The sequence below is a fragment of the Microcoleus sp. S13_C3 genome, from assembly GCF_036700905.1.
GTDB lineage: Bacteria > Cyanobacteriota > Cyanobacteriia > Cyanobacteriales > Microcoleaceae > Microcoleus.
In genome coordinates this window covers 1-15,882 of record NZ_JAUBPT010000125.1, presented here as the reverse complement: position 1 = coordinate 15,882, position 15,882 = coordinate 1, and the positions used below count along the sequence as shown (strand labels likewise).

Annotated in this window: 15 protein-coding genes; 8 read left to right on the top strand and 7 right to left on the bottom strand. The window is 46.6% G+C overall.

The window, feature by feature from the left end; genetic code table 11:
• Nucleotides 1-430: 430 nt before the first annotated feature.
• Both fghA and QUA16_RS26765 read right to left on the bottom strand, forming a co-directional pair.
• Nucleotides 431-1,285 (bottom strand): S-formylglutathione hydrolase, encoded by an 855-nt coding sequence (gene fghA / locus QUA16_RS26770; protein ID WP_333107305.1) that lies wholly within the window; start codon nucleotides 1,283-1,285, stop codon nucleotides 431-433.
• Nucleotides 1,286-1,376: 91 nt separating this feature from the next.
• Nucleotides 1,377-2,486: an S-(hydroxymethyl)glutathione dehydrogenase/class III alcohol dehydrogenase gene (locus QUA16_RS26765; RefSeq protein ID WP_333107304.1), complete on the bottom strand. Its 1,110-nt coding sequence runs from the start codon at nucleotides 2,484-2,486 to the stop codon at nucleotides 1,377-1,379.
• Between the two features lie 79 nt (nucleotides 2,487-2,565).
• Here QUA16_RS26765 and QUA16_RS26760 point away from each other — a divergent pair, with 79 nt between their 5' ends.
• From QUA16_RS26760 to sppA, 4 genes are all read left to right on the top strand, one after another.
• Nucleotides 2,566-3,249, top strand: a complete 684-nt coding sequence (locus QUA16_RS26760; protein ID WP_333107302.1) for an SDR family NAD(P)-dependent oxidoreductase — start codon at nucleotides 2,566-2,568, stop codon at nucleotides 3,247-3,249.
• 246 nt (nucleotides 3,250-3,495) lie between these two features.
• A complete protein-coding gene (gene fni, locus QUA16_RS26755) occupies nucleotides 3,496-4,578 on the top strand; it encodes a type 2 isopentenyl-diphosphate Delta-isomerase (protein WP_333107300.1) in 1,083 nt (360 codons plus the stop codon).
• A gap of 303 nt (nucleotides 4,579-4,881) precedes the next feature.
• Nucleotides 4,882-5,040: a hypothetical protein gene (locus tag QUA16_RS26750; RefSeq protein WP_333107298.1), complete on the top strand. Its 159-nt coding sequence runs from the start codon at nucleotides 4,882-4,884 to the stop codon at nucleotides 5,038-5,040.
• A 46-nt stretch (nucleotides 5,041-5,086) separates the two neighbouring features.
• Nucleotides 5,087-6,907 (top strand): signal peptide peptidase SppA, encoded by a 1,821-nt coding sequence (gene sppA, locus QUA16_RS26745; protein WP_333107297.1) that lies wholly within the window; start codon nucleotides 5,087-5,089, stop codon nucleotides 6,905-6,907.
• 236 nt (nucleotides 6,908-7,143) lie between these two features.
• On the opposite strand, the gene QUA16_RS26740 is transcribed toward sppA, so the two are convergent.
• Nucleotides 7,144-7,413: a GlsB/YeaQ/YmgE family stress response membrane protein gene (locus tag QUA16_RS26740; RefSeq protein WP_333107295.1), complete on the bottom strand. Its 270-nt coding sequence runs from the start codon at nucleotides 7,411-7,413 to the stop codon at nucleotides 7,144-7,146.
• Nucleotides 7,414-7,712: 299 nt separating this feature from the next.
• On the opposite strand from QUA16_RS26740, the gene QUA16_RS26735 reads away from it, so the two are divergent.
• The gene (locus QUA16_RS26735; RefSeq protein ID WP_333107293.1) at nucleotides 7,713-8,900 is read left to right on the top strand and encodes a tetratricopeptide repeat protein; all 1,188 of its coding nucleotides are present in this window, start codon (nucleotides 7,713-7,715) and stop codon (nucleotides 8,898-8,900) included.
• A 148-nt stretch (nucleotides 8,901-9,048) separates the two neighbouring features.
• Here the strand turns inward: QUA16_RS26735 and QUA16_RS26730 are convergent, their stop codons facing one another.
• On the bottom strand, nucleotides 9,049-9,759 hold the full coding sequence (locus tag QUA16_RS26730; protein WP_445252204.1) for a carbonic anhydrase: 711 nt from the start codon (nucleotides 9,757-9,759) through the stop codon (nucleotides 9,049-9,051).
• Between the two features lie 233 nt (nucleotides 9,760-9,992).
• Here QUA16_RS26730 and QUA16_RS26725 point away from each other — a divergent pair, with 233 nt between their 5' ends.
• Complete coding sequence (locus tag QUA16_RS26725) at nucleotides 9,993-10,808, top strand: MOSC N-terminal beta barrel domain-containing protein (protein ID WP_333107291.1); 816 nt, start codon at nucleotides 9,993-9,995, stop codon at nucleotides 10,806-10,808.
• A 19-nt stretch (nucleotides 10,809-10,827) separates the two neighbouring features.
• On the opposite strand, the gene ylqF is transcribed toward QUA16_RS26725, so the two are convergent.
• Complete coding sequence (gene ylqF / locus QUA16_RS26720; RefSeq protein WP_333107290.1) at nucleotides 10,828-11,682, bottom strand: ribosome biogenesis GTPase YlqF; 855 nt, start codon at nucleotides 11,680-11,682, stop codon at nucleotides 10,828-10,830.
• Nucleotides 11,683-11,973: 291 nt separating this feature from the next.
• The gene (locus QUA16_RS26715) at nucleotides 11,974-12,387 is read right to left on the bottom strand and encodes a universal stress protein (RefSeq protein ID WP_333107288.1); all 414 of its coding nucleotides are present in this window, start codon (nucleotides 12,385-12,387) and stop codon (nucleotides 11,974-11,976) included.
• A gap of 183 nt (nucleotides 12,388-12,570) precedes the next feature.
• Between QUA16_RS26715 and QUA16_RS26710 the strand changes: the two genes are divergently transcribed.
• Nucleotides 12,571-13,770 (top strand): phosphoglycerate kinase, encoded by a 1,200-nt coding sequence (locus tag QUA16_RS26710; protein ID WP_333107286.1) that lies wholly within the window; start codon nucleotides 12,571-12,573, stop codon nucleotides 13,768-13,770.
• A gap of 191 nt (nucleotides 13,771-13,961) precedes the next feature.
• Nucleotides 13,962-14,687 carry a pentapeptide repeat-containing protein gene (locus tag QUA16_RS26705; RefSeq protein WP_333107284.1) on the top strand — a complete coding sequence of 242 codons (726 nt, stop codon included), beginning with the start codon at nucleotides 13,962-13,964 and terminating at the stop codon, nucleotides 14,685-14,687.
• Between the two features lie 95 nt (nucleotides 14,688-14,782).
• On the opposite strand, the gene QUA16_RS26700 is transcribed toward QUA16_RS26705, so the two are convergent.
• On the bottom strand, nucleotides 14,783-15,559 hold the full coding sequence (locus tag QUA16_RS26700) for a response regulator (protein ID WP_445252205.1): 777 nt from the start codon (nucleotides 15,557-15,559) through the stop codon (nucleotides 14,783-14,785).
• Between the last annotated feature and the right edge of the window lie 323 nt (nucleotides 15,560-15,882).

Sequence of the window (15,882 nt, the reverse complement as noted above, 5' to 3'; positions counted from 1 at the left end):
CACATTTCATGGCAGCCACTCGAGGCAGAGCCTCTGGATATCGGTTCCCAGGCAGAGCCTAAGAACCAGTTGTTGTCTAGCAGGCATCTTGTACTCGTTACCTGTCGTCGTAGAAGCGAGTTCCCTCGTGTACTCGTTACCAGGCTCTGCCTGGTAAAGCAGATCAGGAGGCTCGGCCTCCACATTTCATGGCAGCCACTCGAGGCAGAGCCTCTGGATATCGGTTCCCAGGCAGAGCCTAAGAACCAGTTGTTGTCGAGCAGGCATCTTGTACTCGTTACCAGGCTCTGCCTGGTAAAGCAGATCAGGAGGCTCTGCCTCCACATTTCATGGCAGCCATGCGAGGCAGAGCCTCTGGATATCGGTTCCCAGGCAGAGCCTAAGAGCCAGTTGTTGTGGAGCAGGCATCTTGCCTGCTTCCTGCTAGGAACTACCCGCACAAAACAGCCGCGTGATGGCGCATATGATCCTCCATAAAAGTAGCTATAAAATAATAGCTATGATCGTAACCTTCCTGCATTCTTAAATTCAGCGGCTGTCCCGCTTTCGCACAAGCTTCCGCGAACACTTCCGGCAACAACTGCCCATCAGCAAGAAACGAATCAGCCGTGCCGCAGTCAATCAGAATCGGACGGTTGTATTGCGCTGCAACTACCAATTCGCTAGCATCCCAAGCCCTCCAAATCTCTTTGTCGCTGCCGAGGTAGTTTGCAAAAGCTTTTTGTCCCCAAGGGCAGCTCATTGGCGCGGAAATAGGCGCAAAAGCGGAAACTGAAAGATAGCGATATCCATTTTTCAACGCGCAAATTAACGCCCCGTGTCCGCCCATCGAATGACCGAAAATTCCCTGTTTTTCCGGTATCGCTGGAAAATTTTCGGCGATTAAATTCGGTAATTCATCAACCACATAACTGTACATCCGATAGTGAGCATTCCAAGGTGCGGCTGTCGCATCAATATAAAAACCCGCACCACTTCCTAAATCCCAATCCTCATCTTCCCCAGAAATGCCAGTATTGCGCGGGCTAGTGTCGGGCGCAACCAGCATTAACCCGTATTTTGCCGCAAATTGTTGCGCCCCCGCTTTTGCCATAAAGTTCTCTTCTGTGCAGGTTAAACCTGATAGAAAATACAAAACTGGTACGGGTTGAGATAAAGCTTGCGGCGGCTGATAAACAGCGAATTTCATTTCGCTGTTGCAGGTTGAGGATTGATGGCTGTAAAGGCCTAGTTGGCCACCGAAACTTTTCTGTTTTTTGTGCAGTTTTAGGGATTCTGATATCATGTTAATTCTATTTCATTTTTGAATTAGATTTTTTTTAACCGCAGAGGGCGCAGAGGGCGCAGAGGAAGAGAGAAGAGAGAAATATTTTTGTTCAAAATGTCAAAACTGTACGAATTACTTCGCCTTTGTGCATTAAATCAAAGGCTTCATTGATTTTGTCGATCGGCATTACCTGAGTTACCAGACTGTCAATATCAATTTTACCGTCCATGTACCAATCAACAATCTTAGGAACATCAGTTCTGCCTTTTGCACCGCCAAAAGCCGTTCCTTTCCAAACCCTACCAGTTACTAGCTGAAACGGGCGGGTGCTAATTTCTTGACCTGCTCCAGCTACCCCGACAATTACGCTCACACCCCAACCTTTGTGGCAGCATTCCAAAGCTTGGCGCATCACATTAATGTTGCCGATACATTCAAAGCTGTAATCAGCTCCACCTTTGGTTAAATCTACCAAATAAGGCACTAAATCGCCTTCCACTTCGCGAGGATTGACAAAGTGAGTCATGCCGAATTTTTCCGCCATCTCTCGCTTATCGGGATTCAAGTCTACGCCGACAATCATGTTAGCTCCCACCATGCGAGCCGCTTGAATTACATTCAAACCCACGCCGCCCAAACCGAAAACTACCACATTAGAACCAGGCTCTACTTTCGCAGTATTGATGACAGCGCCGATGCCAGTTGTTACGCCGCAGCCGATTAAACAAACTTTATCAAAAGGAGCATCTTCGCGAATTTTTGCTACTGCAATTTCCGGCAATACTGTATAATTAGCAAAGGTAGAAGTTCCCATGTAATGGTAAAGTTTCTGCCCGTCTATGGAAAACCTGCTCGTGCCGTCGGGCATCACTCCCTGCCCTTGAGTCAGGCGAATTGCTTGACAGAGATTTGTTTTGCGGCTCAAACAATATTCGCAGTTGCGGCATTCGGGAATGTAGAGAGGAATTACCCGATCGCCCACTTTGACACTCGTTACTCCCGGCCCCACTTCTGCGACAATCCCTGCTCCCTCGTGTCCTAAGATAGCCGGAAACAAACCTTCAGGATCGGCACCGGAAAGAGTGTAAGCATCAGTGTGACAAACACCGGTGGCTTTAATTTCCACCAACACCTCTCCAGCGCGCGGCCCTTCCAGGTCAACCGTTTCAATGCTCAAAGGTTGGCCGGCACTGCGAGCAACTGCTGCTTTTACTTTCATGCTTTCTCCCTGCGATCTATTTGTCAATTCACCAGTCAATATGTATTGTATTACTTAATGTCAAAGTTGGAGCAAATTTATGACAAAATTAATTGTAATTACCGGAGTCAGTCGCGGTCTTGGTCTTGCCATGACCGAAAAGTTTATGGAATTGGGACATACAGTTTTGGGATGCGCCCGTTCTTCCGAAGCGGTGGAAAAACTCAACCAAAAATATAGTGCGCCCCACCATTTTACTTGTTTGGATGTCACCAACGACTATCGAGTAAAAGCTTGGGCAACAGAAATGCTAGCAAAAAATGATCCGCCAGATTTGTTAATTAATAATGCAGGCGTAGCTAATCATCTCGCGCCTCTTTGGAATATCAGCCACGAAGAATTTTCGCAGGTAATTGATGTTAACATTAAAGGTACGGCTAATGTAATTCGCCACTTTGTCCCGGCAATGATTGCTCAAAAAAGTGGCATAATTGTCAACTTTAGTTCTGGTTGGGGAAGGTCAACTTCGCCGGAAGTCGCGCCCTATTGCGCTTCCAAGTGGGCAATAGAAGGACTTACCCGATCGCTCGCTCAAGAATTGCCCGCAGGTATGGCAGCAGTTCCTGTGAATCCGGGGATAATTCACACAGATATGCTGGACATTTGTTTCGGAGAAGATGCACCAAATTACCCGTCAGTCAAAGCCTGGGTACAAAAAGCAGTTCCTTTTTTACTAAAATTGAAACCTTCAGATAACGGAATGCCGCTGACTGTTCCGGGATAATACAGCAACCCTTACAGCATTTGCGAACCTCTCTCATTTCTTCTCCTCTGCGCCCTCTGCGCTCTCTGCGGTTCATAAAAAAATCTCAAAAATGAAATAAAATTGCTATATTCCCAAATCATATCAAATCCGTTAGCATCGGAATAGTAAATTCGAGTTCACTGTTCACAGTCAACAGTCAACAGTCAACAGTCAACAGTCAACAGTCAACAGTCAACAGTCAACATCATTCCGGTGTAACCGGAAATGATATCACAACTCTTTCCCCAAATAGCCACAGTGAACTCGCCGCTAACCTCCCCCTCGCAAACCGAAACCCGCAAAGCAGACCACCTGCGGATTTGCCTCGAAGAAGACGTACAATTTCGCGAAACTACCAGCGGCCTAGAACGCTACCGTTTTGAACACTGCTGTTTACCAGAACTCGATCGCACCGAAATCGATTTAACCTCAACATTTCTCGGCAAAAAACTAGCCGTTCCCCTGCTAATTTCCTCAATGACCGGCGGCACAGAATTAGCCCAGACAATCAATTATCGCCTCGCCGATGTCGCTCAAGAATACAAACTAGCAATGGGAGTCGGTTCCCAGCGAATTGTTGTAGAAAATCCTCAACTAGCTCCTACATTTGCCGTCCGTCGCCGCGCTCCAGATATTCTCCTGTTTGCCAATATCGGAGCCGTTCAATTAAACTACAATTACGGTTTGGAACAGTGCCAAAAAATTGTTGATATTCTCGAAGCAGACGCACTAATTTTGCACCTCAATCCGTTGCAAGAGTGCGTTCAAACCGAAGGCGATACTAACTTTAAAGGCCTGCTAGATAAAATTGCCAAATTGTGCGATGAATTACCAGTACCAGTTATTGCTAAAGAAGTCGGCAACGGTATTTCAGGGAAAATGGCAAAGAAATTGCTCGCCGCCGGGGTAGGTGCGATCGACATTGCCGGGGCCGGAGGCACTTCTTGGGCGAAAATAGAAGGAGAGCGAGCTAAAGATAGCAAGCAGCGCAGGTTAGGCGCAACCTTTGCCGACTGGGGAATACCGACAGCCGAGTGCATTGTCAGCACCCGCGCCGTAGCGCCGGATGTTCCTCTGATTGCCTCTGGGGGCTTGCAGAATGGGTTGGATGCAGCGAAGGCTATCGCCCTTGGCGCGGATATTGCGGGACTGGCGCGGCCGTTTCTACAAGCTGCAGCGGAATCGGAATCAGCCGCAGCCCTTCTAGCTGAGGTGTTAATTGCAGAAATCGCTACCGTGATGTTCTGTACGGGCTGCGGTAATTTGGATGAGCTAAAACAATCTGGGGTTTTGGAAAGGTTAAGATAAAAGTGAGTCAGCAGTCAAAAGTCATTAGTCAGCAGTCATTAGTCAGCAGTCATTAGTCAACAGTCATTAGCTAATAACTAACGACAGGGGATAATTACTACATCCTACTTGCAGGAATGACCAATAAAATCGTTTCCGGTGGCATCGGAATAATATTTTGCCGAGTGCAGTGCGAGCGGGACACTTGCACACTCGGTATCATTCCGTTCTAACCGGATGTTATATAACTAATGACTACTGACTAATGACTAATGACTAATGACTACTGACTAATGGCTACTGACTACTCAGGGCAAACGCATCATGTCAACAAGCGGGAATTTTACCGTGCTTGTTGCGACTATTATCGATAGCTGTAGTTTATTGAAAAGAGATTTGACTGCCGATAGCGGTGGCTATTCCTCAAAACACTACTACTATTCTCCCGGCAATTTAGATGCGTTTGCCCTGACTGACTACTGACTACTGACTACTGACTACTGACTAATAACTAATTACCAATTATCTAATGAAAGATTTCCTAAAATATACCTGTGCAAGTTTACTGGGAACCTTCCTAGGAATGTTGCTGCTGGGCAGCATCGGATTGGGCGGACTGGTACTGCTAATTGCTATGGCGGCATCGTCGTCTAAAGATTCAGGCCCGCAAGTTAAAGATAAGTCGGTATTGGTATTAGACCTTTCTTTAAATATCACCGACAGCAAACCGAGCCGTAGCACTAGCGCGGCGATTGAAGAAGTGCTTTCGGAAGATTCCGGCGATACAGTGACGCTGCGGACTGTTTTAGACACGATCGAATATGCGAAAAAAGACCCGAAAATCGTTGGCATTTATCTCGAAGGCAGCTCGGATTCGAGCAGCAGCGGGTTTGCCAATCTCAAAGAAGTTCGATCGGCCTTGCAGCGTTTCCGAGATGCCAAAAAACCCATTTTTGCTTACCAGATGGACTGGAACAAGCGAGATTATTACCTCGGTTCCGTTGCTAATACAATTGCAGTCAATCCTTACGGCGCTTTGGAAATCAACGGTTTTAGCAGTCAGGCAATGTTTTTCACTGGTGCTTTGGAAAAATACGGCGTGGGAGTGCAAGTGACTCGCGTCGGCAAATACAAGTCAGCCGTTGAGCCGTTTGTGCTCAAAAAAATGAGTCCCGAAAATCGCCAGCAAACTCAAAAGTTGCTCGGAGATATGTGGGGAGAATACCTGCAAACTGTCGCTCCGAGCCGCAAAGTGACTGTTCCGCAACTGCAAGCGCTTGCAGATAATGGCGGAACTTTGATGGCTGACGAAGCTCTCAAAAGCAAGTTAGTTGATAAAGTTGTATACTTTGACGAAATATCGACAGAACTCAAAAAACTCACAGGAACAGATGGCGAAAACAAATCTTTCAAGCAAATTAGTTTGAAAAACTACGCGAAAATTGCTGAGAATAAAAACTCAACTCACGCTAACAAGAAAAACCAAATTGCTATACTTTACGCTGAAGGAGAGATTGTAGACGGCGAAGGGGGCCCGACTCAAGTAGGAGGCGATCGCATCGCTCAAGAAATGCGGAAAATTCGAGAAGATAACGACGTAAAAGCAGTAGTTTTGCGCGTCAACAGTCCCGGAGGCAGCGCGACGGCGGCCGAAGTAATTGGGCGCGAAGTGATGCTGACGGGGAAAAAGAAACCAGTTATTGTTTCAATGGGCAATTTGGCAGCATCCGGCGGCTATTGGATTTCGATGGGTTCCAACCGCATTTTTGCCGAACCAAATACGATTACCGGTTCGATCGGCGTTTTTGGAATGCTGTTCAACGCCGAAAAGTTGGCTGCTAACAACGGCATAACTTGGGACGTGGTAAAAACCGCCCGGTTTGCGGATACTAGCACGGTTTCCCGTCCGAAAAATCCTCAAGAATTGGCGAATATTCAGAGGGTAGTCGATCGCATTTACGATCGATTTATTACTAAAGTCGCCACCTCCCGCAAACTGCCGAAAAACAAGGTACAAGAAATTGCTCAAGGCAGGGTGTGGTCTGGTACGGCGGCGAAAGAGTTGGGTTTAGTCGATGAAATTGGCGGTCTTGAAGATGCTGTCAGAGAGGCAGCGAAGCAAGCTAAACTGGGCGACGATTGGAAGTTAGAAGAATATCCAAAACGCCGCACTTTGGAGGAGCGAATTTTGGAAAAAATTTCCGGCGTTCACGTTTTGAAACCAGCCGCCAAACTCGATCCGCTAACGGCCGAATTTAAGAAAATGCAAGATGAATTGGCTGCGATCAAGTCGATGAACGACCCGCAGGGGGTTTATGTTCGCTTGCCTTTCAATTTGCGGATTGATTAATTAATTAATGATACCAAATCCGGGATTTTTACTCCTTTATTCTTCAGTCCCACTCTGTGCGGACGAAAGTTTTGCTCTTGAATCCTTGCCAGCGCTGAGTCTGATAGGGGTTTTTAACGCGGATTTGGTAAAAGTAGGCTGACGCATCCTACCAACAACTGAAAAACCCGGTTTCTATAAGAAACCGGGTTTATGAATACCCTAAAAGTCGATCGACGGGGAATTGGCAATATTTATTATGCTGCACGCTGAGTTAACAATCCCCAGACGAAAAGTAGAACGATCGCGCCTACGACTGCAAAAGCTATACTGGGTAGGCTAATTACTCCGAAGGAAGCTCCCGCGCTCGTCCCCACCAACTGTTGACCTAGAAAACCTCCCACTAGGGCGCCCAAAATTCCTAAACCTGTTGTTGCCAGAAAACCACCGCCTTGAGTTCCCGGATAAATGGCTTTGGCTATCGCACCGGCAATCAGTCCTAAAACGATCCAAGCAATAATTCCCATTTCTTTTTCTCCTGAATACTTAAACTTTTCTCGTCCCTTGTCTTATGTTCTTAGAATAACAACCGCTATCGAGCCTTTACCTCTACCGCAGGGAGGAACCGAAAGTGGTAGAATTTCTCATGAATCGTCCCAGTTTGAGGCTTTTTAATATCTCAAAAGAGTTAAGCCACTTTTTCTAGGGAAGAAAGGTACTTATGCTCAAAGCCATAGGGAAATAGGAGAATCTTTTCTGGGACTTTTTGTGTTTTGGTGGTTAAAAAATTACAATATTTCTGTGAAATGAGGAAAGTTTGCGCCCGATGAATCTGACTCTGTGCATGATTGTGAAGAATGAAGAGGCAACACTGTCGCGGACTTTGGACAGCGTTAAGGGTGTTGTTGACGAAATGGTGGTGGTGGATACGGGATCGGGCGATCGCACCCGTGAAATTGCCAGAGAATCCGGGGCGAGGGTTTATGACTTTGAATGGTGCGACGACTTCGCAGCGGCGCGCAATGAGTGTCTGAAGCACGCCCAGGGCGACTGGATTTTGGTGTTGGATGCCGATGAGGTTTTGGTACCGGAGATTGTACCTCAAATTAAGCAGGCAATTGCGAGCGATCGGCTGCTCCTAATCAATCTCATCCGTCAAGAAATCGGTGCTTCTCAATCTCCCTATTCCCTAGTGTCGCGCTTGTTTCGCAATCGCCTCGATATCCGCTTTTCTCGCCCTTACCACGCAATGGTAGACGACAGCGTGGCTGAGATTTTGCAGAGGGAACCAAAATGGACAATAGCTTCTCTCCCCGATGTGGCGATTTGGCACTCTGGTTATCAAAAAGATGCGATCGCCGCAAAAGGTAAATTCCAAAAAGCTCAAGCAGCAATGGAACGCTATATCGCTTATTATCCAAACGATGCTTATGCTTGTAGCAAATTAGGCGCTTTGTATGTAGAAACCGGGCAAATTGGGCGAGGAATTAATTTATTAACCAAAGGCTTGACTGCGGAGGCCATTAATGATTCTATTCTTTACGAACTCAACTATCATTTGGGAATTGCTTATCGCCAGCAGCAGCAATTTGTTAAAGCAAAAGAACACTATCAAGCGGCAATTAATACAGATGTGATCCCGGCGCTCAAGTTGGGCGCTTACAATAATTTGGGCAATTTGCTCAAAGATGAAGGAGATTTGAAATCTGCTGAACAAGCTTACAAAGCAGCTTTAAAAATTGACCCTAATTTTGGAGTAGGTCACTACAATTTGGGACTGACGCTGAAGGCAGCCGGAAATTTAGCAGATGCGATCGCCTATTACCGACAAGCGATTAAAATCGATCCCGAACACGCGGAAGCTCATCAAAACTTGGCAGTAGCCTTGCTAAAAATTGGCAAAATGCCAGAGAGTTTAGCAGAATTCAAAAGAGCGATCGCCCTTCACGAACAGCGCCGCCCTTTTGAAGCAGAACGCCTGCGCCGGGGACTGCAAGAAATGGGTTTAATGTAACTGACATCTTGCACCCTCCGTCAAAAACCTGTAGGGGCGGGTTCACCAATAGCTTTAAAGGATACCCAAAGACTAAAAAACCCGCCCGCACCCCGCGCTCAAGTTTTTTATTGACAGTTGTGCAAGATATAAGATGTAAGAAATAAAATCAAGCAATTATCTCTACTTTGCCGCTATCCAAATCGTAGCGGCCCCCAACAACTTTAAGCTTGCCCGCTTTCACTGCTTTAGCTAAAATAGGCGAGGAGGATTGTAACTTATTTACATTCATTTTCACATTAGCTCTGACTGCGTTATCCCAGGCATCGCCTTTTTGACCTTTGGTCGAATCAACTGCAGGTTTAATCGCCGCCACCAAAGTGCTAATGTGACCCGGAACAGCTTTGCCATCTAAAGCTGCTTTGACAGCACCGCAGCGTTCGTGGCCCAGAATTACTAATAGTGGCACGCCTAATTCTAAGGCGGCATATTCTATATTACCGAGAACCACATCGTCTAGAAAATTGCCAGCTACTCGGATATCAAATAAATCCCCCAATCCTTGGTCGAAAATAATTTCGGGAGTAACGCGCGAGTCAGAACAAGCCAGGATGGTTGCAAACGGATGTTGACCCTTTGCTACTTCTACAACTCGCGATCGAGCTTGGTCGGGAAATGTCCGTTTTTGCTGAATGTAGCGTTGATTCCCCGCCATCAATTTCTTGAGAGCACCGTCGGGAGTAATGCCAGAGATTGCCTCTGCCTTTGCTGCTTCGGCTTGTAAAAACGCAGGTGCCAAGCTTGCCGCCAGCATCCCTGCACCAGCCCTCAACATTAAATTGCGTCGCGAAATCATGCTTCTACTTCCGCTTTCATTCATTGTTTGTAACTAGGTTCAATTTTTTCTATTTATACCCTAAGATATACCACAAGCTCAGCCAGACTTCTTGGATTTTTCTTTGCAAGCTGCTCCGGCACAATGTAAACTTCAAAAAAGTAACCCATTTTTCTTTCATTCATATTTTATTTAGTAAAGTCAACTGCCGTCATCCTTCTACCTGCAGGGGATGCTAGAATGTATCTAAAACGACTATTTTTTATCAATGGCTCGAAATGTCCTACGTCGCCAGCATTCATATCTATCCGGTCAAGTCCCTTGACGGCATAGCAGTCAGTCAAGCAACTATTCTAGCCAGCGGAGCTCTAGAAGGCGATCGCTCTTTTGCAATCTGCGATGCAGCAGGAGAATTGGTTAACACTAAGCACAACAGTGGAGTCCGTTTTCTACGCTTATCCTTTGACATCAAAAAGAGAATTGCCGGCCTGAAAATTCAAGGCACCGAACAAGAAATATTTTTTCATGTAGATAGAGAACGCTTGGGAATAGAATGTTGGTTGAGCAACTACTTCGGTTTCCCTGTCAAATTAATTGAAAACTTGCTGACAGGCTTTCCAGACAATACCGCTGCACCAGGGCCAAGCATTATCAGTACCGAAACAATTGCCGAAGTTGCATCTTGGTTTCCGAGAGTTTGCGTTAACGAGATGCGCCAGCGCTTGCGAGCTAATATTGAAATAGGAGATGTCCCGGCTTTTTGGGAAGATAAACTTTTACCACAAGCCGATGAAATTGTTAGGTTGAAAATAGGGACTGCAATATTTGAAACTATTAATCCCGGTCAGCCATGTATCCTATCTACGCGAAATTATGCGACGCAAGCAAGCGATCTAAATTTAAAAAATATACTAACAGCCAAGCAGAAGGAAATCATGCCTGACTTGGTAAAAAAAGGGCATTTAAATCACTTTAGTCGGCTGATAGTTAACACGCGACTCGCACCTCAAGCACCAGAAAAGACATTACACATAGGAGACGAAGTTCACATTATCAGCGTCAACAACTCTCTATTTAATACCCTTTCTGATTAGTTGTAGGTTACGAGTCTGCTCAAGCCGGCGGCAACTCCAAAGTAAGTTGACCTAAAACACCAGTTCTAAAATCGTTTAACATCTGCCGCGCCGTTCGTTCGACATCTCCTTTATACCTGTCTTTTGCTACCTCGTGCAGATAATCTTCACCATTACTAGAGGCTGCATCTAATTTATACCTGGATTTGAAACCAGATAGTGATATCAACGTGTCATCAGCCGCCTCCAGCCCTTGGAGCAAATCTACCATAGCTGCTGCTACTACCTGATTGTCGTAAGCTGCTTCGCCAATATCTTCGCAAATAGCTAATTTTATGGCATTTTCTTGATTGTTAATTCGGGTGGGGATCACTCCGGGGGCGTCTAATAATTCAATTTCGTCGGAAATGCGAATCCATCGGAGCGATTTAGTTACTCCAGCTCTGCGGGCACTGTCTACCACTCTCCGCCCTAACAGCCGATTAATTAAAGCAGATTTTCCCACATTGGGAAATCCCATTACCACTGCCCGGACTGGACGGGGCAGCATACCTCGATCGAACCTTCTTTTATTTAGCTGCACCCCAGCATTCTGCACGGCATCCGCCACAGCGTCTACTCCGTGACCGTGCTCGGCATTAGTAAAATACGCAGTTTCCCCCTGGGCCTCAAACCATGTTTCCCACGCCTCGCGCGATCGAGGCGTAATCATATCCATGCGGTTGATGACCAAGACTCGCGGCTTGCCGCCCACCCAACTCGGCATTTGGGGGTGGTAAGTAGCCAATGGAATGCGGGCATCTCGGACTTCGAGCACCACATCTACCCGCTTTAGCTGTTCTTTTAATGCCCGTTCAGCTTTGGCAATGTGACCGGGATACCAGTGAATTTTCATTAGTTAGTTGACTGTTGACTGTTGACTGTTGACTGTTGACTGTTGACTGTTGACTATTGACTATTGACTATTGTTATTGGTTAGTTGTTATGGGTTAGTTGTTATGGGTTAGTTGTTATGGGTTAGTTGTTAGTTGTTAGTGGTCAGTTGTCAGTTGTTAATAGTCAGTGATTTAATGACAACTGCCAACGGTCAACAGTCAACTGTCAACAGTCAACTGCCAACCGTCAACTGCCAACAGTCAACTGCCAACCGTCAACTGCCAACAGTCAACTGTCAACTGACAACTGACTAAGGCACAATCAAAACTGCACAAGGAGACAGATTGATTACCCGACTGGTAACGCTGTCAGACGCCCCATCATCGGTTAAACCCATCCCCCGACAGCCCATCACAATCAAATCGGCCCCAATTTCGTCCGCCACATCGCAAATCGTGAAAGCAGGTTTGCCTTCCCGTTCGATGATTTCAGCTTCAATTCCCTGCTGGGAAAACATCGATTGGGCCTCAGAAAGAAGTTTGGCGACTGCTTCGGGGGAAGTCATCACCTCGCGCGCGGGGGCGTCGGCCTCCTCGGCTGGGGGCTCGACTACCGAGAGAATAACTAAGCGAGCACCGTAGGTTTTTACGATATTGACCACCTTTTCGGCAGCTTCGCGGGCTTCTCGGCTTTGATCTACAGGAAATAAGACTGTCTTGAACATACTGCACATCTCCGGGACACGGACTCCGATAAAATGTTTAGGTTAAGCCAATCAGTGCCGTTTGTTCCATCTTCCGTTTTTTGTACGGGCGCGGTTGAATGCGTCCGAGGCCGGGGTGCAAGTTACCAGTGCCGCCATTTCAACGGAATTCGACAAAAACACACATATTAGGAGGTTAATCCTGTGACAAAAAAAACTGTAGCAAATTTATCGGCATCGGACTTATCGGGCAAACGGGTATTGGTGCGGGCGGACTTTAACGTGCCGCTCGACAACGGCAATATCACCGATGATACTCGCATCCGGGCGGCTCTGCCGACAATTCAAGATTTAGCGTCCAAGGGCGCTAAGGTGATTTTGTGCAGCCACTTCGGCCGTCCCAAGGGTGTGACGGAGAAGTTGCGCTTGACGCCGGTTGCTGTGCGCCTGTCGGAATTGTTGGGCAAAGAGGTCAAAAAGACTGACGACTGCATCGGTGATGAAGTCGCTGCTACAGTCGCCGCGATGCAAGATGGCGATGTGCTGTTGCTGGAAAATGTCCGCTTCTACCCAGAGGAGGAGGCAAACGACCCAGAATTTGCTAAGAAGTTAGCTTCTGTGGCCGATTTGTATGTCAATGATGCTTTTGGTACTGCTCACCGGGCTCACGCTTCTACTGAGGGCGTTACTAAGTATCTGAGTCCTTCTGTGGCTGGGTTTTTGATGGAGAAGGAACTGCAATATCTCGGCAGTGCGATCGACAATCCCCAGCGTCCTTTAGCTGCTATAATCGGCGGTTCTAAGGTTTCCAGCAAGATTGGAGTCATTGAAAAACTGCTCGAAAAGTGCGACAAATTGCTGTTGGGCGGTGGCATGGTTTTCACCTTCTACAAAGCTCGCGGCTTGAACGTGGGCAAGTCTTTGGTGGAAGAGGACAAGCTGGAATTGGCTAAGTCTTTGGAAGCTAAGGCGAAGGAACGGGGAGTTACTTTTCTGTTACCTACTGATGTGGTAGTTGCTGACAAGTTTGATGCGGCGGCTAACACTCAAACTGTTCCTGTAGAAAGCATCCCCGACGGTTGGATGGGTTTGGATATCGGCCCGGATTCAGTAAAAACTTTCCAAGATGCTTTGGCCGATTGCAAAACGGTAATCTGGAACGGGCCGATGGGCGTGTTTGAGATGGAGAAGTTTGCTGTAGGAACTGAAGGTATTGCTCGGTCTTTGGCTGGACTTACTCAAACTGGTACTACCACAATTATCGGTGGTGGTGACTCGGTGGCGGCTGTTGAACAGTTGAATTTAGGTGAACAAATGAGCCACATTTCTACTGGTGGTGGTGCTAGTTTGGAGCTGCTCGAAGGTAAGGAATTGCCTGGTGTTGCTGCTTTAGATGAAGCTTAATTAAGTTAAGTAGGGCGGGCAAAGCCCGCCTTGCTGGAAGCGGGTCTATATCCTTGGCTGCGAATCATTTTTTTGAATATTTACCGCAGAGGGCGCAGAGAACGCAGAGCAAGAGGAAAGAGAGAAGGATATGGGTTTCAAGTCTATAGTTTGCTAGTATAATTTGTTTGAAGTAGCAGTGAGGTTTGTTTGTGAAACTTAAACTCTTGGCAACTGTAACGGCAAGTTTAGCTTTGTTTGGGCTGGCAGTTCCGGTTAAGGCTCAAAATCCAGATCATGTTAGGCAATTGCTGGAAACTAAAGAGTGCGAAGGCTGTGACTTGAGAAATGCTGATTTGTTCAAGGCTAGCTTGTACAGAGCTAATTTAAGAGGAGCCGATTTAAGCGGAGCAAATCTCTATGAAGCTAATTTGTTGGAAGCGGATTTAAGTGATGCTAATTTGGCCAATGCTAACTTGGTTAATGCCGAGATGTACGGGGCTGAATTGAATGGTGCTAATCTGCGAAACGCGGATTTGTCTAATGCTTTTTTGGGGAGAGCGAATCTGACGAGTGCGGATTTGCGCGGTGCTAAACTTTTTAATGCGAATCTGGGGGAAGCTTATCTGTTGCAAGCTAATTTGTCGAATGCCGATTTGAGACGTTCGCTGCTGTTTAGAGTTAATTTGAATCGTGCGAATTTAAGCGGAGCGGATATGTCTTTCGCGGATGTGCGGGATACTAATTTGCAGAATGCTATTTTGTCAAATACTAGGCTTCCTCGCGCTCAATTGGCCGGGACAAATATTGATGCGGCGAATAATGTGCGGCAGGCTGATTTGGAACGTGCCAACTTGCGAGGTACGAATTTGGGGCCGGGGGTTTGCGTGAGCACTAATTTTCCTTATTGTGTTTTGAATTTGGAAGAAAAATTTTAGACTCTAGTTCCCAGATTCATCTGTGGAGTAAATCTAAAATCTAAAATCTAAAATCTAAAATCCCCTGGCTGGCGCACCCTAAGTTGAGATCCGAGCTAAGTTTGAGGTGGTTTGTATCCTCTTTCTAGGGCAAATCTCACAAGCTGGGCACGATTATCTAACTGTAATTTGCTGAAAATGCTGCCTAAATGAGCTTGCACAGTCCGGGGGCTAATAAACAGCCGATCGCTAATTTGTTTGTTAGTATAACCCTGGATCACTTCCCAAAAAACTCTTTCCTCGGCTGGTGTTAAAGGCAAAGGTGCAGGTGCTGGCAATACTGCCACCAATGGTGGTTCCACCGCCCTACCGCTAGAAGTTTGAAGCAGTCGGACAATTTCGGCGTGAATCCGGTGAGAGCGCTCTAACTGCGCTTTTACCTTAGCTAAAATTTCTTCAGACTGAAAAGGTTTTACCAGATAATCGTCACCGCCGATCGAATGACCTTCAACTTTTGACTCCAACTCGCCTTGACCCGACAAAAATATAAAGGGGACTAACTGTCCCAAACGGGTAGTTCGCAAACGGCGACAAAACTCAAACCCGTCCATTTCCGGCATCATGACATCTGAAATTACCAAATCTGGGGGGGCCTTTTCAAAAATCGAGAGCGCCTCAACCCCTGAATTAGCGCATTCCACCCGATATCCTTGACTTTCCAAGTACATTGCTAAGACTGTTTGACAGTCTGCTTCGTCGTCCACCACTAATATTCTTTCCATGACAGGCTTGCACCAATTCCAGTTGGACAGTTTTTGAAACTGCCAGTCCCAAAGTAGGAACTTAATTGAGTTTACCTCCTGCAACTTGATAAAGGCTCGCAATTTCAACACGCCACACTTTCTCAAATCGTCCGATTAGGGGCGCCTAGCGCATCAAAGGGGAAGCAGTAGAGCAATATGGGGAACAATCTCCTTCTTTGACTCGCCTATCATCAAAAGCTACAACTTTTTAGGAGGTAGCGTCAACTTTTCTGCAGAATATAGAAGGTAAAAGAAAGAATTTTATCCTATAAAACAGAAATTTTGGTAACACTTACCAGAAACTTGGGTTTAAAGCCCCTTCTTCAGTGGCCGGCTTTTGGTTGAGTCGAGGGGGGATAGTCGGGTAAGGTTCAAGCGTCACCGCTCTCCCCTCCCCTAAGAACCGTGCATGA